Origin of the sequence: Burkholderia ubonensis (assembly GCF_001718695.1) — a bacterium.
GTDB lineage: Bacteria > Pseudomonadota > Gammaproteobacteria > Burkholderiales > Burkholderiaceae > Burkholderia > Burkholderia ubonensis_B.
In genome coordinates this window covers 438,454-454,176 of sequence record NZ_CP013420.1, presented here as the reverse complement: position 1 = coordinate 454,176, position 15,723 = coordinate 438,454, and the positions used below count along the sequence as shown (strand labels likewise).

12 protein-coding genes are annotated in these 15,723 nt (G+C 67.3%); 3 read left to right on the top strand and 9 right to left on the bottom strand.

Annotated elements, in window-relative coordinates; all coding sequences use genetic code 11:
• Positions 1 to 11: 11 nt before the first annotated feature.
• From bamA to rpsB, 9 genes are all read right to left on the bottom strand, one after another.
• A complete protein-coding gene (bamA, locus tag WJ35_RS02070; protein ID WP_033355492.1) occupies positions 12 to 2,321 on the bottom strand; it encodes an outer membrane protein assembly factor BamA in 2,310 nt (769 codons plus the stop codon).
• A gap of 60 nt (positions 2,322 to 2,381) precedes the next feature.
• Positions 2,382 to 3,755 carry an RIP metalloprotease RseP gene (rseP, locus tag WJ35_RS02065; protein ID WP_060235026.1) on the bottom strand — a complete coding sequence of 458 codons (1,374 nt, stop codon included), beginning with the start codon at positions 3,753 to 3,755 and terminating at the stop codon, positions 2,382 to 2,384.
• A gap of 11 nt (positions 3,756 to 3,766) precedes the next feature.
• Positions 3,767 to 4,963, bottom strand: a complete 1,197-nt coding sequence (locus WJ35_RS02060) for a 1-deoxy-D-xylulose-5-phosphate reductoisomerase (RefSeq protein WP_060235027.1) — start codon at positions 4,961 to 4,963, stop codon at positions 3,767 to 3,769.
• 16 nt (positions 4,964 to 4,979) lie between these two features.
• Positions 4,980 to 5,804: a phosphatidate cytidylyltransferase gene (locus WJ35_RS02055; protein ID WP_060235028.1), complete on the bottom strand. Its 825-nt coding sequence runs from the start codon at positions 5,802 to 5,804 to the stop codon at positions 4,980 to 4,982.
• A complete protein-coding gene (uppS, locus tag WJ35_RS02050) occupies positions 5,798 to 6,580 on the bottom strand; it encodes a polyprenyl diphosphate synthase (RefSeq protein ID WP_010092065.1) in 783 nt (260 codons plus the stop codon). Before uppS ends, WJ35_RS02055 begins: the two co-directional genes overlap by 7 nt.
• A 49-nt stretch (positions 6,581 to 6,629) precedes the next feature.
• Positions 6,630 to 7,190, bottom strand: a complete 561-nt coding sequence (gene frr / locus WJ35_RS02045; RefSeq protein WP_010092064.1) for a ribosome recycling factor — start codon at positions 7,188 to 7,190, stop codon at positions 6,630 to 6,632.
• Positions 7,191 to 7,306: 116 nt separating this feature from the next.
• Positions 7,307 to 8,020, bottom strand: a complete 714-nt coding sequence (pyrH, locus tag WJ35_RS02040) for a UMP kinase (protein WP_006402648.1) — start codon at positions 8,018 to 8,020, stop codon at positions 7,307 to 7,309.
• Between the two features lie 157 nt (positions 8,021 to 8,177).
• Entirely contained in the window at positions 8,178 to 9,059 is an 882-nt protein-coding gene (tsf, locus tag WJ35_RS02035; protein WP_010092063.1) for a translation elongation factor Ts, read from the bottom strand.
• A gap of 162 nt (positions 9,060 to 9,221) precedes the next feature.
• Positions 9,222 to 9,965 (bottom strand): 30S ribosomal protein S2, encoded by a 744-nt coding sequence (rpsB, locus tag WJ35_RS02030; RefSeq protein WP_010092062.1) that lies wholly within the window; start codon positions 9,963 to 9,965, stop codon positions 9,222 to 9,224.
• A gap of 382 nt (positions 9,966 to 10,347) precedes the next feature.
• On the opposite strand from rpsB, the gene map reads away from it, so the two are divergent.
• The 3 genes from map to WJ35_RS29400 are packed head-to-tail and all read left to right on the top strand — an operon-like array spanning position 10,348 to position 15,641.
• A complete protein-coding gene (gene map / locus WJ35_RS02025) occupies positions 10,348 to 11,163 on the top strand; it encodes a type I methionyl aminopeptidase (RefSeq protein WP_010092061.1) in 816 nt (271 codons plus the stop codon).
• Between the two features lie 36 nt (positions 11,164 to 11,199).
• Positions 11,200 to 13,776, top strand: coding sequence for a [protein-PII] uridylyltransferase (locus tag WJ35_RS02020; protein ID WP_060235029.1), 2,577 nt, complete (start codon positions 11,200 to 11,202; stop codon positions 13,774 to 13,776).
• A gap of 26 nt (positions 13,777 to 13,802) precedes the next feature.
• Positions 13,803 to 15,641: a pseudouridine synthase gene (locus WJ35_RS29400; RefSeq protein ID WP_080484204.1), complete on the top strand. Its 1,839-nt coding sequence runs from the start codon at positions 13,803 to 13,805 to the stop codon at positions 15,639 to 15,641.
• Positions 15,642 to 15,723 lie beyond the last annotated feature (82 nt).

Sequence of the window (15,723 nt, the reverse complement as noted above, 5' to 3'; positions counted from 1 at the left end):
TGAGCGTTCGATCAAAACGCCGTCCCGATCTGGAACTGGAATTTCTGGTACTTGTCGCCTTCGTGCTTCTGAATCGGGAAGCCGAGGCTCAGCTTGAGCGGCCCGATCGGCGAGATCCACGCGAGGCCGACGCCGTAGCCGTAACGCAGGCCGTTCGCGCCCGTGCTGTTGCCGCCCGGCGCGTTGCCCCACACGTTGCCGCCGTCGACGAACGTGAACACGCGCAGCGTGCGGTCGTAGCCGGTGCCCGGCAGCGGGAACGTCAGCTCGATGTTGCCGACGACCATCTTCGAGCCGCCGATCGGATCGTTCGTCTTCGAGTCGCGCGGGCCCAGCGAGCTCGGCTCGTAGCCGCGCACGGAGCCGATACCGCCCGCGTAGTAGTTCTTGAAGATCGGGTACGGGTTGCCGATGCCGTTGCCGTAGCCGCCCTGCAGGTTCAGGCCCAGGATGAAGCCGCGCGAGAACGAATAGTAGTACTGCGCCTGCAGGTCCGCCTTGTAGTACTGGATCTTGCCGACCGGCACGCCGTATTCGAGGTTCGCCTGCGTGAAGTAGCCGCGGCTCGGGATCAGCGCGCTGTCGCGCGCGTCGCGCGACCACGCGACCGTCAGCGGCACCGTGTTCGACACGCGGCCGAACTCCTTCACGTAGTCCTGGTAGCTCTGCGGCGTGTTCGAATCGACGTCGAGGCGGTTCTGCTCGAAGCCCGCGCCAAAGTAAACGGTATCGACTTCCGAGAACGGGATGCCGAACTTCAGGTTGCCGCCCGCGCTGACGATCTTGAAGCTCGAGTTCGTCGAATAGTAGAGCGGCTGGTACGTGCGGTAGTAGACGTCGGTGATCCGCTTGATGCCGTCGACCGTGAAGTACGGGTCGACCTGCGTGACGGTCAGCGTCCGGTAGCTCTTCGCGGTGTTGACGTTCACCGCGAGGCTCGTGCCCGAGCCGAACACGTTGTCCTGCGACACGCCCGCCGACAGCACGACCTTGTCCGTCGACGAGAAGCCCGCGCCCAGCGTGATCGCGCCGGTCGGCTTCTCGGCAACCTTCACGTTCACGTCGACCTGGTCGTTCGTGCCTTCGACCGGCACCGTCGCCACGTCGACGTCGGTGAAGTAGCCGAGACGGTTCACGCGGTCCTTCGACAGCGCGAGGCGGCTCGAGTCGAACCACGAGCTTTCGAGCTGGCGCATTTCGCGGCGCACGACCTCGTCGCGGGTGCGCGTGTTGCCGACGATGTTGATGCGGCGCACGTACACGCGGCGGCTCGGATCGACGACGAGCGTCAGGTTCACCTTGTGGTTCGCCTGGTCGATGTCCGGCTGTGCGTTGACGGCCGCGAACGCGTAGCCGTATTCGCCGAGCTTGTCGACGATCGCCTTCGTCGTCTGCTGCAGCTTCTCGGCCGAGAAGCGGTCGCCCGGCTTGATCTTGATCAGCTTGTTCAGCTCGGCCTCGCGGTCGAGCAGGTTGCCCGCGAGCTTGATGCCGGACACCGTATACGGCTCGCCTTCGTGCAGCGTGACCGTCAGGTACATGTCCTTCTTGTCCGGCGAGATCGACACCTGGGTCGACTCGATGTTGAACTCGAGGTAGCCGCGGTTCAGGTAGTACGAGCGCACCGCCTCGAGGTCGCCCGTCAGCTTCTCCTTCGAGTACAGGTCGTTCTTCGTGTACCAGGAGAACCAGTTCGGCGTCGACAGCTGCATCTCGTCGCGCAGCGTGCTCGTCTTGAACGCCTTGTTGCCGATGAAGTTGATCTGGCGGATCTTCGCGCTCGGACCTTCGGCAACCGCGAACAGGATCGACACGCGGTTCGCGTCGACCGGCGTGACCGTGGTCTTGACCTCGGCCGCGTAGAAGCCGCGCGTCAGGTACTGGCGCTTGAGCTCCTGCTCCGCCTTGTCGACGAGCGCCTTGTCGTAGTAGCGGCCGTCCGCGAGACCGACGGCGCGCAGCGCCTTCGACAGGTTGTCCTTGTCGAATTCCTTCGTGCCGGTGAAGTCGATCGACGCAATCGCCGGACGCTCCTGAACCTGCACGATCACGACGTTGCCCTGGGTGGCGATGCGCACGTCGTTGAAAAAGCCCGTCGCGTACAGCGCGCGAATTGCTTCGGATGCCTTGTCGTCCGTGAAGGTATCGCCTTGCTTGATCGGCAGGTACGCGAACACGGAACCCGGTTCGACGCGCTGCAAGCCCTCGATCTTGATGTCTTGCACCACGAACGGTGCGGCTGCATGCGCCGCGAGTCCGTGCGCGGCGAGCGCCGCCGCTGCCATTGTCTTAGGTACAAAGCGATGAGGTTTGAACAACATGCATCCCCAATATTTAGCTGCATCAAATCAGGCGGCTGCCCACGGCCGCCGCCTGACGCTTCAGAAATGGATTAGCCGAGCCAGATCGTTGAACAGCGCGATCGCCGACAATGCGACGATGCAGATCAACCCGGCTCTTTGCAGAATCAGTTGCCAGCGCTCCGAAACGGCTTTCCCGGTCGCGGCTTCAACCAGATAATATAACAGATGCCCCCCGTCCAAAACGGGAATCGGCAACAAGTTCAGTACGCCAAGGCTAATGCTGACAAGGGCGAGGAACGACAGGAACGCCGACGGACCCAGCCGCGCGCTCTTGCCCGCGTAGTCGGCGATCGTCACCGGGCCCGACAGGTTTTTCAGCGAAGCGTCCCCGGTAATCATCCGCCCGAACATCCGCAGCGAGTACACCGCGATGTCCCACGTGCGGCGCGCGCCCAGCTTCAGGCTGTCGATCGGACCGTAGCGCACGTCGACGCCCGGCGTCTGCATCGACAGCGCCGCGCCGATGCGGCCGACCTGGCGCCCGGTTTCGTCGTCCGGCTGCGCCTGCGGCACGATCGTGACCGTCTGTGCGACGCCGCCGCGCTCGATCTTCATCGCCAGCGTCTTGCCCGCATGATGCTTGATTGCGTCGATGAAGCGCGACGCGCCGCCGATCCGCTCGCCGTCGAGCGCAAGCAGCTTGTCGCCGCTCTTCAGTCCCGCCTGCTGCGCCGCACTGCCCGGCTGCACCGACGCGACCGACAGCGTGCCGCCGCCCGGCTCGAAGCCCAGCCGCGCCATGAAATCGTCGTCGATGTCGCCTTCCGCGATATTGCGCAAATCGACGCGGAAATCGAACGTCGACGCACCGCCGTCGCGCGCGCCGAGCACGACCTCACGATGATCGAACGCCGCCCCGAGGAGCTTCCAGCGCAAGTCCGGCCACGAGCGCACCGGCTGCGCGTCGCCTGCGGGCACATCACGGATCGACACGATCGTCTCGTTGCCGTCGAAGCCCGCACGGGCCGCCACCGTGCCGGCCGCCGGCGGCGCGATGATCGCCGCGGGCTCGGTCACGCCGGACGCGAAAACGACCGAGAACAGCAGGATTGCCAACAGGAAGTTGGCAATCGGCCCCGCCGCGACGATCGCGATGCGCTTGCCGACCGACTGGCGGTTGAACGCCTGGCCGAGTTCCTCCGGCTTCACGCCGGGGCCCGGTTCGCGTTCGTCGAGCATCTTCACGTAGCCGCCGAGCGGCAGCGCGGACAGCGTCCACTCGGTGCCGGTCTTCTTGCTGACCCAGCGCGCAACCGGCTGGCCGAAGCCGATCGAGAAGCGGAGCACCTTCACGCCGCACCAGCGCGCGACGCGATAATGACCGTACTCATGCACGACGACCAGCACCCCGATCGCCACCGCAAACGCGACCAGTTCGACCAGCACGTTCATGAGCACCTCATTCAGGCAGTGCGCTCCACGCGTGGCGCAGGCGCTTTCGCAATGATCTCGGCGGCGAGGCGGCGTGCCTCGGCATCCGCCGCCAGGACGTCGTCGAGCCCGTTCGGCACGCGGTTCGGCAGCGCATTGAGCACCGCGTCGACCGTCGCCGCGATCGCCATGAAACCGATCCGGCGCTCGAGAAACGCTTCGACCGCGATTTCGTTCGCCGCGTTCAACGCGGCGCTCGCGATGCCGCCTTCAGCCAGCGCCTTCAGCGCGAGCGCGAGGCACGGGAAGCGCGCGTAGTCGGGCTTCTCGAACGACAGCTGCGCGATCTGCGCGAGGTCGAGCTGCTCGACGCCCGCGTCGACGCGGTCCGGATAGGCGAGCGCATGCGCGATCGGCGTGCGCATGTCGGGGTTGCCGAGCTGCGCGAGCACCGAGCCGTCGCGGTACGACACGAGCGAATGGATCACGCTCTGCGGATGGATCAGCACGTCGATCCGGTCGCCCGGCAGCCCGAAGATCCAGTGCGCCTCGATCACTTCGAGGCCCTTGTTCATCATCGTCGCGGAATCGACCGAGATCTTCCGGCCCATCACCCAGTTCGGGTGCTTGCACGCCTCGTCGGGCGTCACGTCGGCGAGCGTTGCCGGTTCGCGCGTGCGGAACGGGCCGCCCGATGCGGTCAGGATGATCTTCGCGATCCCGCCGTGCTCGGCCGCGTCGCGCGGCATGCACTGGAAGATCGCGTTGTGCTCGCTGTCGACCGGCAGCAGGATCGCGCCATGGTCGCGCACCGCGTCCATGAAGATCGCGCCCGACATCACGAGCGATTCCTTGTTCGCGAGCAGGATGCGCTTGCCGGCACGCGCGGCCGCGAGGCTCGGCGCGAGGCCCGCCGCGCCGACGATCGCCGCGACGACCGTGTCGCACTGGCCGCTCTTCGACACGTCGACGAGCGCCTGCGGCCCGTAGGCGACCTGCGTCTTGCTGCCGGCCGCGCGCAACTGCGCTTCGACGTGCGCGGCCGTCTGCGCGTCGCCGACCACCGCGACCTCGGGCGCAAAGCGCAGGCACTGGGCGACCAGCTTGTCGCCGTTGCGATGCGCGGTCAGCGCATAAACCGAGAAGCGCTCCGGATGGCGCGCGACCACGTCGAGCGTACTGTCTCCGATCGAGCCCGTCGAACCGAGCAATGTCAGGCGTTTTTGCATAACTGAAGTGTAGGGGTTAACCGTGAAACAGCAGCATCGCGAGCGGCAGCACGGGCAGCAGTGCGTCGACCCGGTCGAGCACGCCGCCGTGCCCCGGCAGCAGACCGCTCGAATCCTTCACGCCGGCCTGGCGCTTCAGCAGCGACTCGAACAGGTCGCCGATCACGCTGTACGCGACGAGCAGCGTCAGCGCCGCCCAGGCGCCCGGCCCGCCGAACTGCGCGGCAAAGGCAGAAAAAAGGGTCGGCTCGAACAGGTGCGCGGCCATCGCGACGCTCGCGACGACCATCACGGCGAGCCAGCCGCCCACCGCCCCTTCCCAGCTCTTCCCGGGGCTGATCGTGACCGCCAGTTTACGCTTCCCGAAGGCCTTGCCCGCGAAATATGCGCCGATATCGGCCAGCCAGACGACCAGCAGCAGCGACAGCACGAACGGCACGCCCTGCGCGCGCGCCGCGACGAGCGCGTGCCAGCAGGCGGCGAAGATCACGAGGCCGGCCGCGAGCAGGAACGGCCGCCACACGCCCTCGGCAAGCACGGGCTTGCGCCGCAGCGCGAACGGGCCGACCAGCAGCCAGAACACGCCGGCCGCCGCAAAAAGGGGGCGGGATGAAGAGGTGCCGATGCCGACGCGCGTGGTCGCCAGCAGCGCCAGCGCCGCGACGATCGCGTAGACGACCGGGCCGGCGCCGCCGAGCTTCAGCAGGCGCGCCCATTCCCAGGCGGCGAACACGAGCACGACGCCGATCAGCGCGCCGAACGCGCTCAACGGCGCGAACAAGGTCACCGGCAGCAGCACCGCCAGCAGCACGATCGCCGTGATCACACGGGTTTTCAGCATGAAAGGGAATCGGCGTTCTGGGATTGCGGCTCGAGCTGGGCGCTCGTGCGGCCGAAGCGGCGTTCGCGATCGGTGTACGACGCCAGCGCATCGGTCAGCGCCGCGCCGTCGAAGTCCGGCCAGAATTTGTCGGTGAAATAGAATTCGGTGTACGCGAGCTGCCACAGCAGGAAGTTGCTGATGCGCTGTTCGCCGCCGGTGCGGATGAACAGGTCGGGCTCCGGCGCATAGGCCATCGCCAGGTGGGGCGCGAAGCTGTCTTCGCTGACTTCCACCTCGCGGCCCTCGCGCGCGGCCTGCTCGACGAGCTTGCGGGTCGCTTGCAGGATGTCCCACCGGCCGCCGTAGTTCGCGGCGATGGTGAGCGTGAGGCGCGTGTTGCGCGCCGTCTTGGTTTCGGCGCGGCGGATCAGCGCCTGGATCCGCGGCTCGAAGCGGTCGAGATCGCCGACGACGCGCAGGCGGATCCCGTTCGCATGCAGCTTGCCGACCTCGCGCTCCAGCGCGGTGATGAACAGCCGCATCAGGAACGACACTTCGTCGGTCGGCCGCCGCCAGTTCTCCGAGCTGAACGCGAACAGCGTCAGGTATTCGACGCCGACGCGCGCGCAGCCCTCGACCACCGCCCGCACGGCGTCGACGCCGCGCGTATGCCCCGCGACGCGAGGCAGGCGGCGTTCGGTCGCCCAACGGCCATTGCCGTCCATGATGATCGCGATGTGACGCGGCACGGCGCCGACGTCAGGCACGCGAACGGTAGAGCTGGTATAAGTCATGGCCGTTGAGACAGTAATGCGGGAAGAAGGCGGTACGCGAGAACGACGGTCAGACCGTCATGATCTCCGCTTCCTTGCTCTGCACGAGCTTGTCGATTTCGGTCACGTGCTTGTCGGTCAGCTTCTGCACGTCGTCGCCCGCGCGGCGCTCGTCGTCTTCCGAGATTTCCTTGTCCTTGACCAGCTTCTTCAGCTGCTCGTTCGCGTCGCGGCGCAGGTTGCGGATCGCCACCTTCGCGGTCTCGCCTTCGCTCTTGACGACCTTCGTCAGCTCGCGGCGGCGCTCTTCCGTCAGCGGCGGCATCGGCACGCGGATCAGGTCGCCCGACGTCGCCGGGTTCAGGCCCAGGTCGGCTTCGCGGATCGCCTTCTCGACCTTCGCGACCATGTTCTTTTCCCACGGCTGCACGCCGATCGTGCGCGCGTCGACGAGCGTCAGGTTGGCCACCTGCGAGATCGGCACCATCGAGCCGTAGTAGTCGACCTGCACGTGATCAAGCAGGCCCGTGTGCGCACGGCCCGTGCGGATCTTCGCCAGATCGTTCTTGAACGCTTCGATCGAGCGCTGCATCTTCTGCTCTACGCCCTTCTTGACATCAGCGACACTCATTTCAACCTCCGAACCTTCAAATCTTCAATGAACGCGGACTCGTCGCGTGCGCAACTCGTCGCGTGCGCAGCGGCGCCGCGCGGGCGTCCCAACCGGTCGCCCGCATCCGCGGGAGTTTACACGTGGACGAGCGTACCCTCGTCCTCGCCCAGCACGATGCGCTTGAGCGCACCCGGCTTGTTGATCGAAAACACGCGAATCGGCAGCTTCTGGTCGCGGCACAGCGCGAACGCGGTCGCGTCCATCACCTGCAGGTTGCGGCTGATCGCCTCGTCGAAGCTGATCGTCGTGTAGCGCGTGGCCGACGGATCCTTCTTCGGATCGGCGGAATACACGCCGTCGACCTTGGTCGCCTTCAGCACCACCTCGGCGCCCACTTCCGAGCCGCGCAGCGCGGCGGCCGTGTCGGTCGTGAAGAACGGGTTGCCGGTGCCGGCGGCAAAGATCACGACGCGGCCCTCCTCGAGCTGGCGGATCGCACGCGGGCGGATGTACGGCTCGACGACCTGATCCATCCGCAGCGCGGACTGCACGCGCGCCTCGATGCCGGCGTGGCGCATCGCGTCCTGCAGCGCCAGCGCGTTCATCATCGTCGCCAGCATCCCCATGTAGTCCGCCGTCGCACGGTCCATGCCGGCCGCGCCGCCCGCGACGCCGCGGAAAATATTACCGCCGCCGATCACCACCGCGAGCTGCGTGCCGAGACGCACGACTTCGGCGATATCGGCCACCATCCGTTCAATCGTAGCGCGATTGATGCCGAAGGCATCGTCGCCCATCAGCGCTTCGCCGGAAAGTTTGAGGAGGACGCGTTTATAGGCATTGGACATAGGGGCTTCCGAGCGACGAGAGGATGACAACCACGAACTGTAGGGGCGAAATACTGATTCGGGCAAGCGCCGCCGGCCAGACCGGACCTTCCGGCCGGCCCGGCGACGCCGCCGGCCGCGGCGGAGCGGACGCCCGCCGCGGGTGCTGCCGGACCGCTTACTGCTGCTTTGCTGCTGCGACTTGGGCGGCCACTTCGGCCGCGAAGTCGTCCTGACGCTTCTCGATGCCTTCGCCGACGACGAACAGCGCGAACTTCTGCACTGCGGCATTCGCTGCCTTCAGCATCTGCTCGATCGTCTGCTTGTCGTTCTTCACGAACGACTGGTTCAGCAGCGACACTTCCTTCAGGTACTTCTGGACGCTGCCGTCGACCATCTTCGCGACGATCTCGGCCGGCTTGCCCGATTCCGCAGCCTTCTGCTCGGCCACGCGGCGCTCCGTCTCGATCAGCTCGGCCGGGACGTCATCCGACGACAGCGCGACCGGCTTCATCGCCGCGATGTGCATCGCGACGTCCTTGCCGACCTGCTCGTCCGCGCCCGTGTACTCGACGATCACGCCGATGCGCGCGCCGTGCAGGTAGGTCGCGATCTTGTTCGCGGTTTCGAAACGGACGAAACGGCGGATCGACACGTTCTCGCCGATCTTGCCGATCAGCGCCAGGCGCACTGCGTCGACCGTCGAGCCGTCGAGCGGCAGCGCCGACAGCGCAGCCACGTCAGCCGGGTTCTGCGTCGCGACGAGTTCCGCGACGGTCTTCGAGAACGCGAGGAAGTCGTCGTTCTTCGCGACGAAGTCGGTTTCGCAGTTCAGCTCGACGAGCGCGCCCGCATTGCCGCCGACGAACGATGCGACGACGCCTTCGGCCGTCACGCGCGATGCCGCCTTGCTCGCCTTGTTGCCGAGCTTGACGCGCAGCAGCTCTTCAGCCTTGGCCAGGTCGCCGTCGGCTTCCGTCAGCGCCTTCTTGCACTCCATCATCGGTGCGTCGGTCTTTGCGCGCAGTTCTGCCACCATGCTTGCGGTAATTGCCGCCATCATTCGCTCCTTGAGTCTGTATTCACAACGCCGCCCGCTTGGACGCGAACGGCCGAGATTCGTTTCCGGACCCGCGCCGATTCGGCGCGTTCAGGTCCGGCGCACAAGCTTAAAAAAAGGGGGCCTGTTGAGAGCCCCCTTTTTGCGCCGGCTCGGGGCCAGTTACGCGTTTTCCTCGACGTACTCGTCGTCGCCGCCGCGCACTGCCTGGACCACTTCGTTGACCGCGTTCGCACGGCCTTCGAGGATCGCGTCGGCCACGCCTTCCGCGTACAGCGCGACTGCCTTGCTCGAGTCGTCGTTACCCGGGATCACGTAGTCCACGCCTTCCGGCGAGTGGTTCGTATCGACCACGGCGATGACCGGCACGCCCAGCTTGTTCGCTTCGGTGACGGCAATCTTGTGGTAGCCGACGTCGACGACGAAGATCGCGTCCGGAATGCCGCCCATGTCCTTCACGCCGCCGATCGACTTCTGCAGCTTGGCGATTTCACGCTCGAACAGCAGCGCTTCCTTCTTGCTCATCTTCTCGAGCTCGCCTGCCTCGACCGCCGCTTCCATGTCCTTCAGGCGCTTGATCGAAACCTTCAGCGTCTTGAAGTTGGTCATCATGCCGCCGAGCCAGCGTGCGTTGACGTACGGCATGCCTGCGCGCTGCGCTTCCTGCGCGATCGTGTCGCGCGACTGGCGCTTCGTGCCGACGAACAGGATCGTGCCGCGGTTCGCCGCCAGCTGACGCACGTACTTCTGTGCGTCGTTGAACATCGGCAGCGTCTTTTCGAGGTTGATGATGTGAATCTTGTTGCGGTGACCGAAAATGAACGGTGCCATCTTCGGGTTCCAGAAACGGGTCTGGTGACCGAAGTGGACACCCGCTTCCAGCATTTGGCGCATCGTAACTGCCATGTAAATTCTCCACGAGGGTTGGGTCTTAAGCCGGCTGCCGTACCGCCGCACGAACGGGCCCGCAGGCTTTCCGTTTCGCGCGGCCGGCACCCTGGTTGCGCCGGCTTGCGATTCGGCACGCGCGAAACGAAGATGCGCGTGCCGCAAGCCTTTCACTGCAAAACGCCGCCCAGCTTGGGACATGCGACGCATTTGAGTGTCGACTTAGCCAAAGAGTATAGCATGCCGAGTGGTACGCTCTCAAGTCGCCCGACACTTTGCCGGGCCGGCGGCGGTGCCCGCGACAATCCGCAAAAACCCGCATCCGCGCGGCCGCCGGGGCTGCGACGCCCGGCATAAGGTGCGATAATCCGTCAATTCACCGCTTTCCAGGCACACCCCGATGGCTATTACGCTCAAAAACGAACACGATATCGCGCAGATGCGCGTCGCCTGCCGTCTGGCGAGCGAAGTGCTCGACTACCTCACCCCGCACGTCGTCGCGGGCATCACGACCGCCGAACTCGACCGCCTCTGCCACAACTACATGGTCGACGTGCAGGGCACGGTTCCCGCGACGCTGAACTACCAGCCGCCCGGCTACCCGCCCTACCCGGCGTCGTGCTGCATTTCCGTCAACGACGTGATCTGCCACGGCATCCCGGGCGACAAGGTGCTCAAGAACGGCGACGCGCTGAACATCGACGTCACCGTGATCAAGGATGGCTACTTCGGCGACACGAGCCGGATGTTCATCGTCGGCGAGGGCTCGATCCTCGCGAAGCGCCTCGTGCAGACCACCTACGAGTGCATGTGGCTCGGCATCGACCAGGTCAAGCCGGGCGCGCACCTCGGCGACATCGGCCACGCGATCCAGAAGCACGCGGAAGCGCAGGGCTACAGCGTCGTGCGCGAGTACTGCGGCCACGGCATCGGCACGGTGTTTCACGAGGATCCGCAGGTCGTCCACTACGGCCGTCCGGGCACCGGCGTCGAACTGAAGCCGGGCATGATCTTCACGATCGAGCCGATGATCAACGCCGGCAAGCGCGACATCCGCACGATGCCCGACCAGTGGACGGTCAAGACGCGCGACCGCAGCCTGTCCGCGCAGTGGGAGCACACCGTGCTCGTCACCGACACCGGCTACGACGTGCTGACCGTGTCCGCCGGCTCGCCCGAGCGCCCCGTCTTCGCCCATTCGACCCCGGCGGCGTGAGCGCGTCCGCGCCCGCCCGCTTCTGATCCGCCGCCCATGAGCGCTCACGCCGCCCCCTCGACCGAAGCGCTCTCGCGGCGCGCCGAATTCAAGGCCGCAAAGGCCGACCTGCTCGCGCGCTTTCGCAGCGCGACCAACGTCGCGTCGCTGATGCACGCGCTGTCGAAGGCCACCGACGATGCGCTCAAGCGTGTCTGGGACGACTGCGGGCTGCCCGCGACGCTCGCGCTCGTCGCGGTCGGCGGCTACGGGCGCGGCGAGCTGGCCCCCTATTCCGACGTCGACATCCTCGTGCTGCTGCCCGACGGGCATGCCGCCGAACTCGACGCCCGGATCGAGCGCTTCATCGGCATGGCCTGGGATCTCGGCCTCGAGATCGGCAGCAGCGTGCGCACGGTCGCGCAATGCATCGAGGAGGCGTCGCAGGACGTCACGGTGCAGACCTCGCTGCTGGAAGCGCGCCGCATCGTCGGCAGCACCGCGCTGTTCGAGCGCTTCACGGTGCGCTACCACGAGGCGCTCGACGCGCGCGCGTTCTTCACCGCGAAGGTGCTCGAGATGCGCCAGCGCCACGCGAAGAGCCAGGACACGCCGTACAGCCTCGAGCCGAACGTGAAGGAAAGCCCGGGCGGGCTGCGCGACCTGCAGACGATCCTGTGGATCGCGCGCGCGGCCGGCTTCGGCAGCAGCTGGCGCGAGCTCGACACGCGCGGCCTCATCACCGAGCGCGAAGCGCGCGAGCTGCGCCGCAACGAAGGCTTCCTGAAGACGCTGCGCGCGCGGCTGCACGTGATCGCCGGGCGCCGCCAGGACATGCTCGTGTTCGACCTGCAGACCCAGGCGGCCGAAAGCTTCGGCTACCGGCCGACGCCCGCGAAGCGCGCGAGCGAGCAGCTGATGCGCCGCTACTACTGGGCCGCGAAGGCCGTCACGCAGCTCGCGACGATCCTGATCCAGAACATCGAGGCCCAGCTGTTCCCGGCCACGAGCGGCATCACGCGCGTGCTGTCGCCCGAGCGCTTCGTCGAGAAGCAGGGGATGCTCGAGATCGTCGACGACGACGTGTTCGAGCGCCATCCGGACGCGATCCTCGAGGCATTCCTGCTCTACGAGACGACGCGCGGCGTGAAGGGCCTGTCCGCGCGCACGCTGCGGGCGCTGTACAACTCGCGCGAGATCATGAACAACGCGTGGCGGCGCGATCCGCAGAACCGCCGCACGTTCATGCAGATCCTGCAGCAGCCCGAAGGCATCACGCATGCGTTCCGGCTGATGAACCAGACGAGCGTGCTCGGCCGCTATCTGCTGAATTTCCGCCGCATCGTCGGCCAGATGCAGCACGACCTGTATCACGTGTACACGGTCGACCAGCACATCCTGATGGTGCTGCGCAACATCCGCCGCTTCGCGGTCGCCGAGCATGCGCACGAATATCCGTTCTGCAGCCAGCTGATCGGCAACTTCGAGCGGCCGTGGGTGTTGTACATCGCGGCGCTGTTCCACGACATCGCGAAGGGCCGCGGCGGCGATCACTCGACGCTCGGGATGGCCGACGCGCGGCGCTTCTGCCGCGAGCACGGCGTCGCCGGCGACGATGCCGCGCTGATCGTCTGGTTGGTCCAGCATCACCTGACGATGAGCCAGGTCGCGCAGAAGCAGGACACGAGCGACCCGGAAGTCGTCAAGCGCTTCGCCGATCTCGTCGGCAGCGAGCGCCGGCTGACGGCGCTCTACCTGCTGACCGTCGCGGACATCCGCGGCACCAGCCCGAAGGTCTGGAACACGTGGAAGGGCAAGCTGCTCGAAGACCTGTACCGCGCGACGCTCGCGGTGCTCGGCGGCGCGCAACCCGACACGCATTCCGAACTGAAGTCGCGCCAGGAAGAGGCGCTCGCGCTGCTGCGCCTCGAGACCGTGCCCACCGATGCGCACCGCGCGCTGTGGGACCAGCTCGACGTCGGCTTCTTCCTGCGCCACGACGCCGCCGACATCGCGTGGCAGACCCGCGTGCTGTATCGGCACGTGAACGCCGAGACCGCGATCGTGCGCGCGCGGCCGTCGCCCGTCGGCGACGCGCTGCAGGTGCTCGTCTACGTGAAGGACCGCGCGGACCTGTTCGCGGGCATCTGCGCGTACTTCGACCGCAACGGGCTGTCGGTGCTCGACGCGCGCGTCAGCACGACGCGGCACGGCTATGCGCTCGACAACTTCATCGTCACGCAAACCGAGCACGACGTGCAGTACCGCGACATCGCGAACCTCGTCGAGCAGCAGCTGGCGACGCGCCTCGCCGAGGCCGCGCCGCTGCCGGAACCGTCCAAGGGCCGGCTGTCGCGACTGTCGCGGACGTTTCCGATCACGCCGCGCGTCGACCTGCGGGCCGACGAGCGCGGCCAGTACTACATCCTGTCCGTGTCCGCCAACGACCGGCCGGGCCTTCTCTATTCGATCGCGCGCGTGCTGGCCGAGCACCGGGTCGGCGTCCACGCGGCGCGGATCAATACGCTCGGCGAACGCGTCGAGGACATCTTCCTGCTCGACGGCGCCGGCCTCTCCGGCAACCGTCTGCAGATTCAGGTGGAAACCGAGCTGCTGCGCGCGATCGCAGTCTGAAACAGTCTGAAAGTATCCCAGCGTTTATGCGCACCAAATTGACCGTCAAGAATCCGCGGCCGGCGTCACCGACCCGCGCCCCCGTCCGTTCCGGCAGCCTCGTCGCCCGCAAGGCCGTGCGCCCCGCCGCGCCGGCCCCCGGCGACAAGCCGCCGCGTGCGCAGAAGCCCGCCGCGGCCGGCGCCGGCAAGCGTGCCGCCGAGTCGCGCGACGCGCAACGGCCGGGCGCGGATCGCGCGCCGCGTGACGCCGGCGCAGCGCGCGGCGACGCGCGGCCGCGCCGTGCAGGCGCCGAAGGCGGTGCGCGTGCGCCGTATCGCGACAAGGATGCCGGCGAAGGCGCGAAGCGCAGCTTCGGCGACCGTCGTGCGACCGGCGACCGTCCGGCGCGTCCCGCACGCGATGACGATCGCCCGCGCCGCGCAGGTGGCGAAGGCGGCGCACGCGCGCCGTATCGCGACACGACAGGCGGCGAAGGCGCCAAGCGCAGCTTCGGTGACCGCCCCGCACGTCCCGCACGCGATGACGATCGCCCGCGGCGCACAGGTGGCGAAGGCGGCGCACGCGCGCCGTATCGCGACAAGGCAGCCGGTGAAGATGCGAAGCGCAGCTTCGGCGACCGTCCGGCGCGTCCCGCACGCGATGACGATCGCCCGCGCCGCGCAGGTAGCGAAGGCGGCGCACGCGCGCCATATCGCGACAAGGCGGCCGGTGAAGGCGCGAAGCGCAGCTTCGGCGACCGCCCGGCACGTCCCGCACGCGATGACGATCGCCCGCGCCGCGCAGGTGGCGAAGGCGGCGCACGCGCGCCGTATCGCGACAAGGCGGCCGGTGAAGGCGCGAAGCGCAGCTTCGGCGACCGCCCCGCACGTCCCGCACGCGATGACGATGCACGCCCGCGCCGCGCAGGCGCCGAAGGCGGCGCACGCGCGCCTTACCGCGACAAGGATGCCGGCGCAGGCGCAAAGCGCAGTTTCGGCGACCGCCCCGCGCGCCCGGCACGCCCCACCGAGCGCAGCAGCACCGAGCGCCGCACGAGCAGCCCCGCACTGAAAACCACCCAGCCGGTCAAGCACCGCGCCGCCGACATCGATCACGGTGACGAAACGGGCCTGATGCGCCTGTCGAAGCGGATGTCCGAACTGGGCCTGTGCTCGCGCCGCGAAGCCGACGAATGGATCGAGAAAGGCTGGGTGCTGGTCGACGGCGAACGCATCGACACGCTCGGCACCAAGGTGCGCGCCGACCAGCGCATCGAGATCGACGAACGCGCCAGCGCGGCACAAGCGGCGCAGGTGACGATCCTGCTGCACAAGCCGGTCGGCTACGTGTCGGGCCAGGCGGAAGACGGCTACGAGCCCGCGACCGTGCTGATCACGCGCGAGAACCACTGGAGCGGCGACCGCTCGGCGCTGCGCTTCTCGCCGCAGCATCTGCACTCGCTCGCGCCGGCCGGCCGGCTCGACATCGATTCGACCGGCCTGCTCGTGCTGACGCAGAACGGCCGGATCGCGAAGCAGCTGATCGGCGAGCAGTCGGACATCGACAAGGAATACCTGGTGCGCGTGCGCTTCGGCGAGCGCCTGATCGACATCGACCAGCACTTCCCGGCGGAATCGCTCGCGAAGCTGCGCCACGGCCTCGAGCTCGACGGCGTCGCGCTGAAGCCCGCGATGGTGAGCTGGCAGAACGGCGAGCAGCTGCGCTTCGTGCTGCGCGAAGGCAAGAAGCGCCAGATCCGCCGCATGTGCGAGCTGGTCGGCCTCGAGGTGATCGGCCTCAAGCGCGTGCGCATGGGCCGCGTGATGCTCGGCGCGCTGCCGCAGGGGCAATGGCGCTACCTGTCGGCCGACGAGACGTTCTGACGGCGGTTCCGACGACCCTGCGCGGCGCATCTGCGCACGTTACGAAAAAGCCCGCCGATGTTCTTCCGGCGGGCTTTTCTCA

Coding starts and splice junctions, on each gene's coding strand:
- bamA (WP_033355492.1), bottom strand. CDS start 2,321: ATGTTGTTCAAACCTCATCGCTTTGTACCTAAGACAATGGCAGCGGCG.
- rseP (WP_060235026.1), bottom strand. CDS start 3,755: ATGAACGTGCTGGTCGAACTGGTCGCGTTTGCGGTGGCGATCGGGGTG.
- WJ35_RS02060 (WP_060235027.1), bottom strand. CDS start 4,963: ATGCAAAAACGCCTGACATTGCTCGGTTCGACGGGCTCGATCGGAGAC.
- WJ35_RS02055 (WP_060235028.1), bottom strand. CDS start 5,804: ATGCTGAAAACCCGTGTGATCACGGCGATCGTGCTGCTGGCGGTGCTG.
- uppS (WP_010092065.1), bottom strand. CDS start 6,580: ATGACTTATACCAGCTCTACCGTTCGCGTGCCTGACGTCGGCGCCGTG.
- frr (WP_010092064.1), bottom strand. CDS start 7,190: ATGAGTGTCGCTGATGTCAAGAAGGGCGTAGAGCAGAAGATGCAGCGC.
- pyrH (WP_006402648.1), bottom strand. CDS start 8,020: ATGTCCAATGCCTATAAACGCGTCCTCCTCAAACTTTCCGGCGAAGCG.
- tsf (WP_010092063.1), bottom strand. CDS start 9,059: ATGGCGGCAATTACCGCAAGCATGGTGGCAGAACTGCGCGCAAAGACC.
- rpsB (WP_010092062.1), bottom strand. CDS start 9,965: ATGGCAGTTACGATGCGCCAAATGCTGGAAGCGGGTGTCCACTTCGGT.
- map (WP_010092061.1), top strand. CDS start 10,348: ATGGCTATTACGCTCAAAAACGAACACGATATCGCGCAGATGCGCGTC.
- WJ35_RS02020 (WP_060235029.1), top strand. CDS start 11,200: ATGAGCGCTCACGCCGCCCCCTCGACCGAAGCGCTCTCGCGGCGCGCC.
- WJ35_RS29400 (WP_080484204.1), top strand. CDS start 13,803: ATGCGCACCAAATTGACCGTCAAGAATCCGCGGCCGGCGTCACCGACC.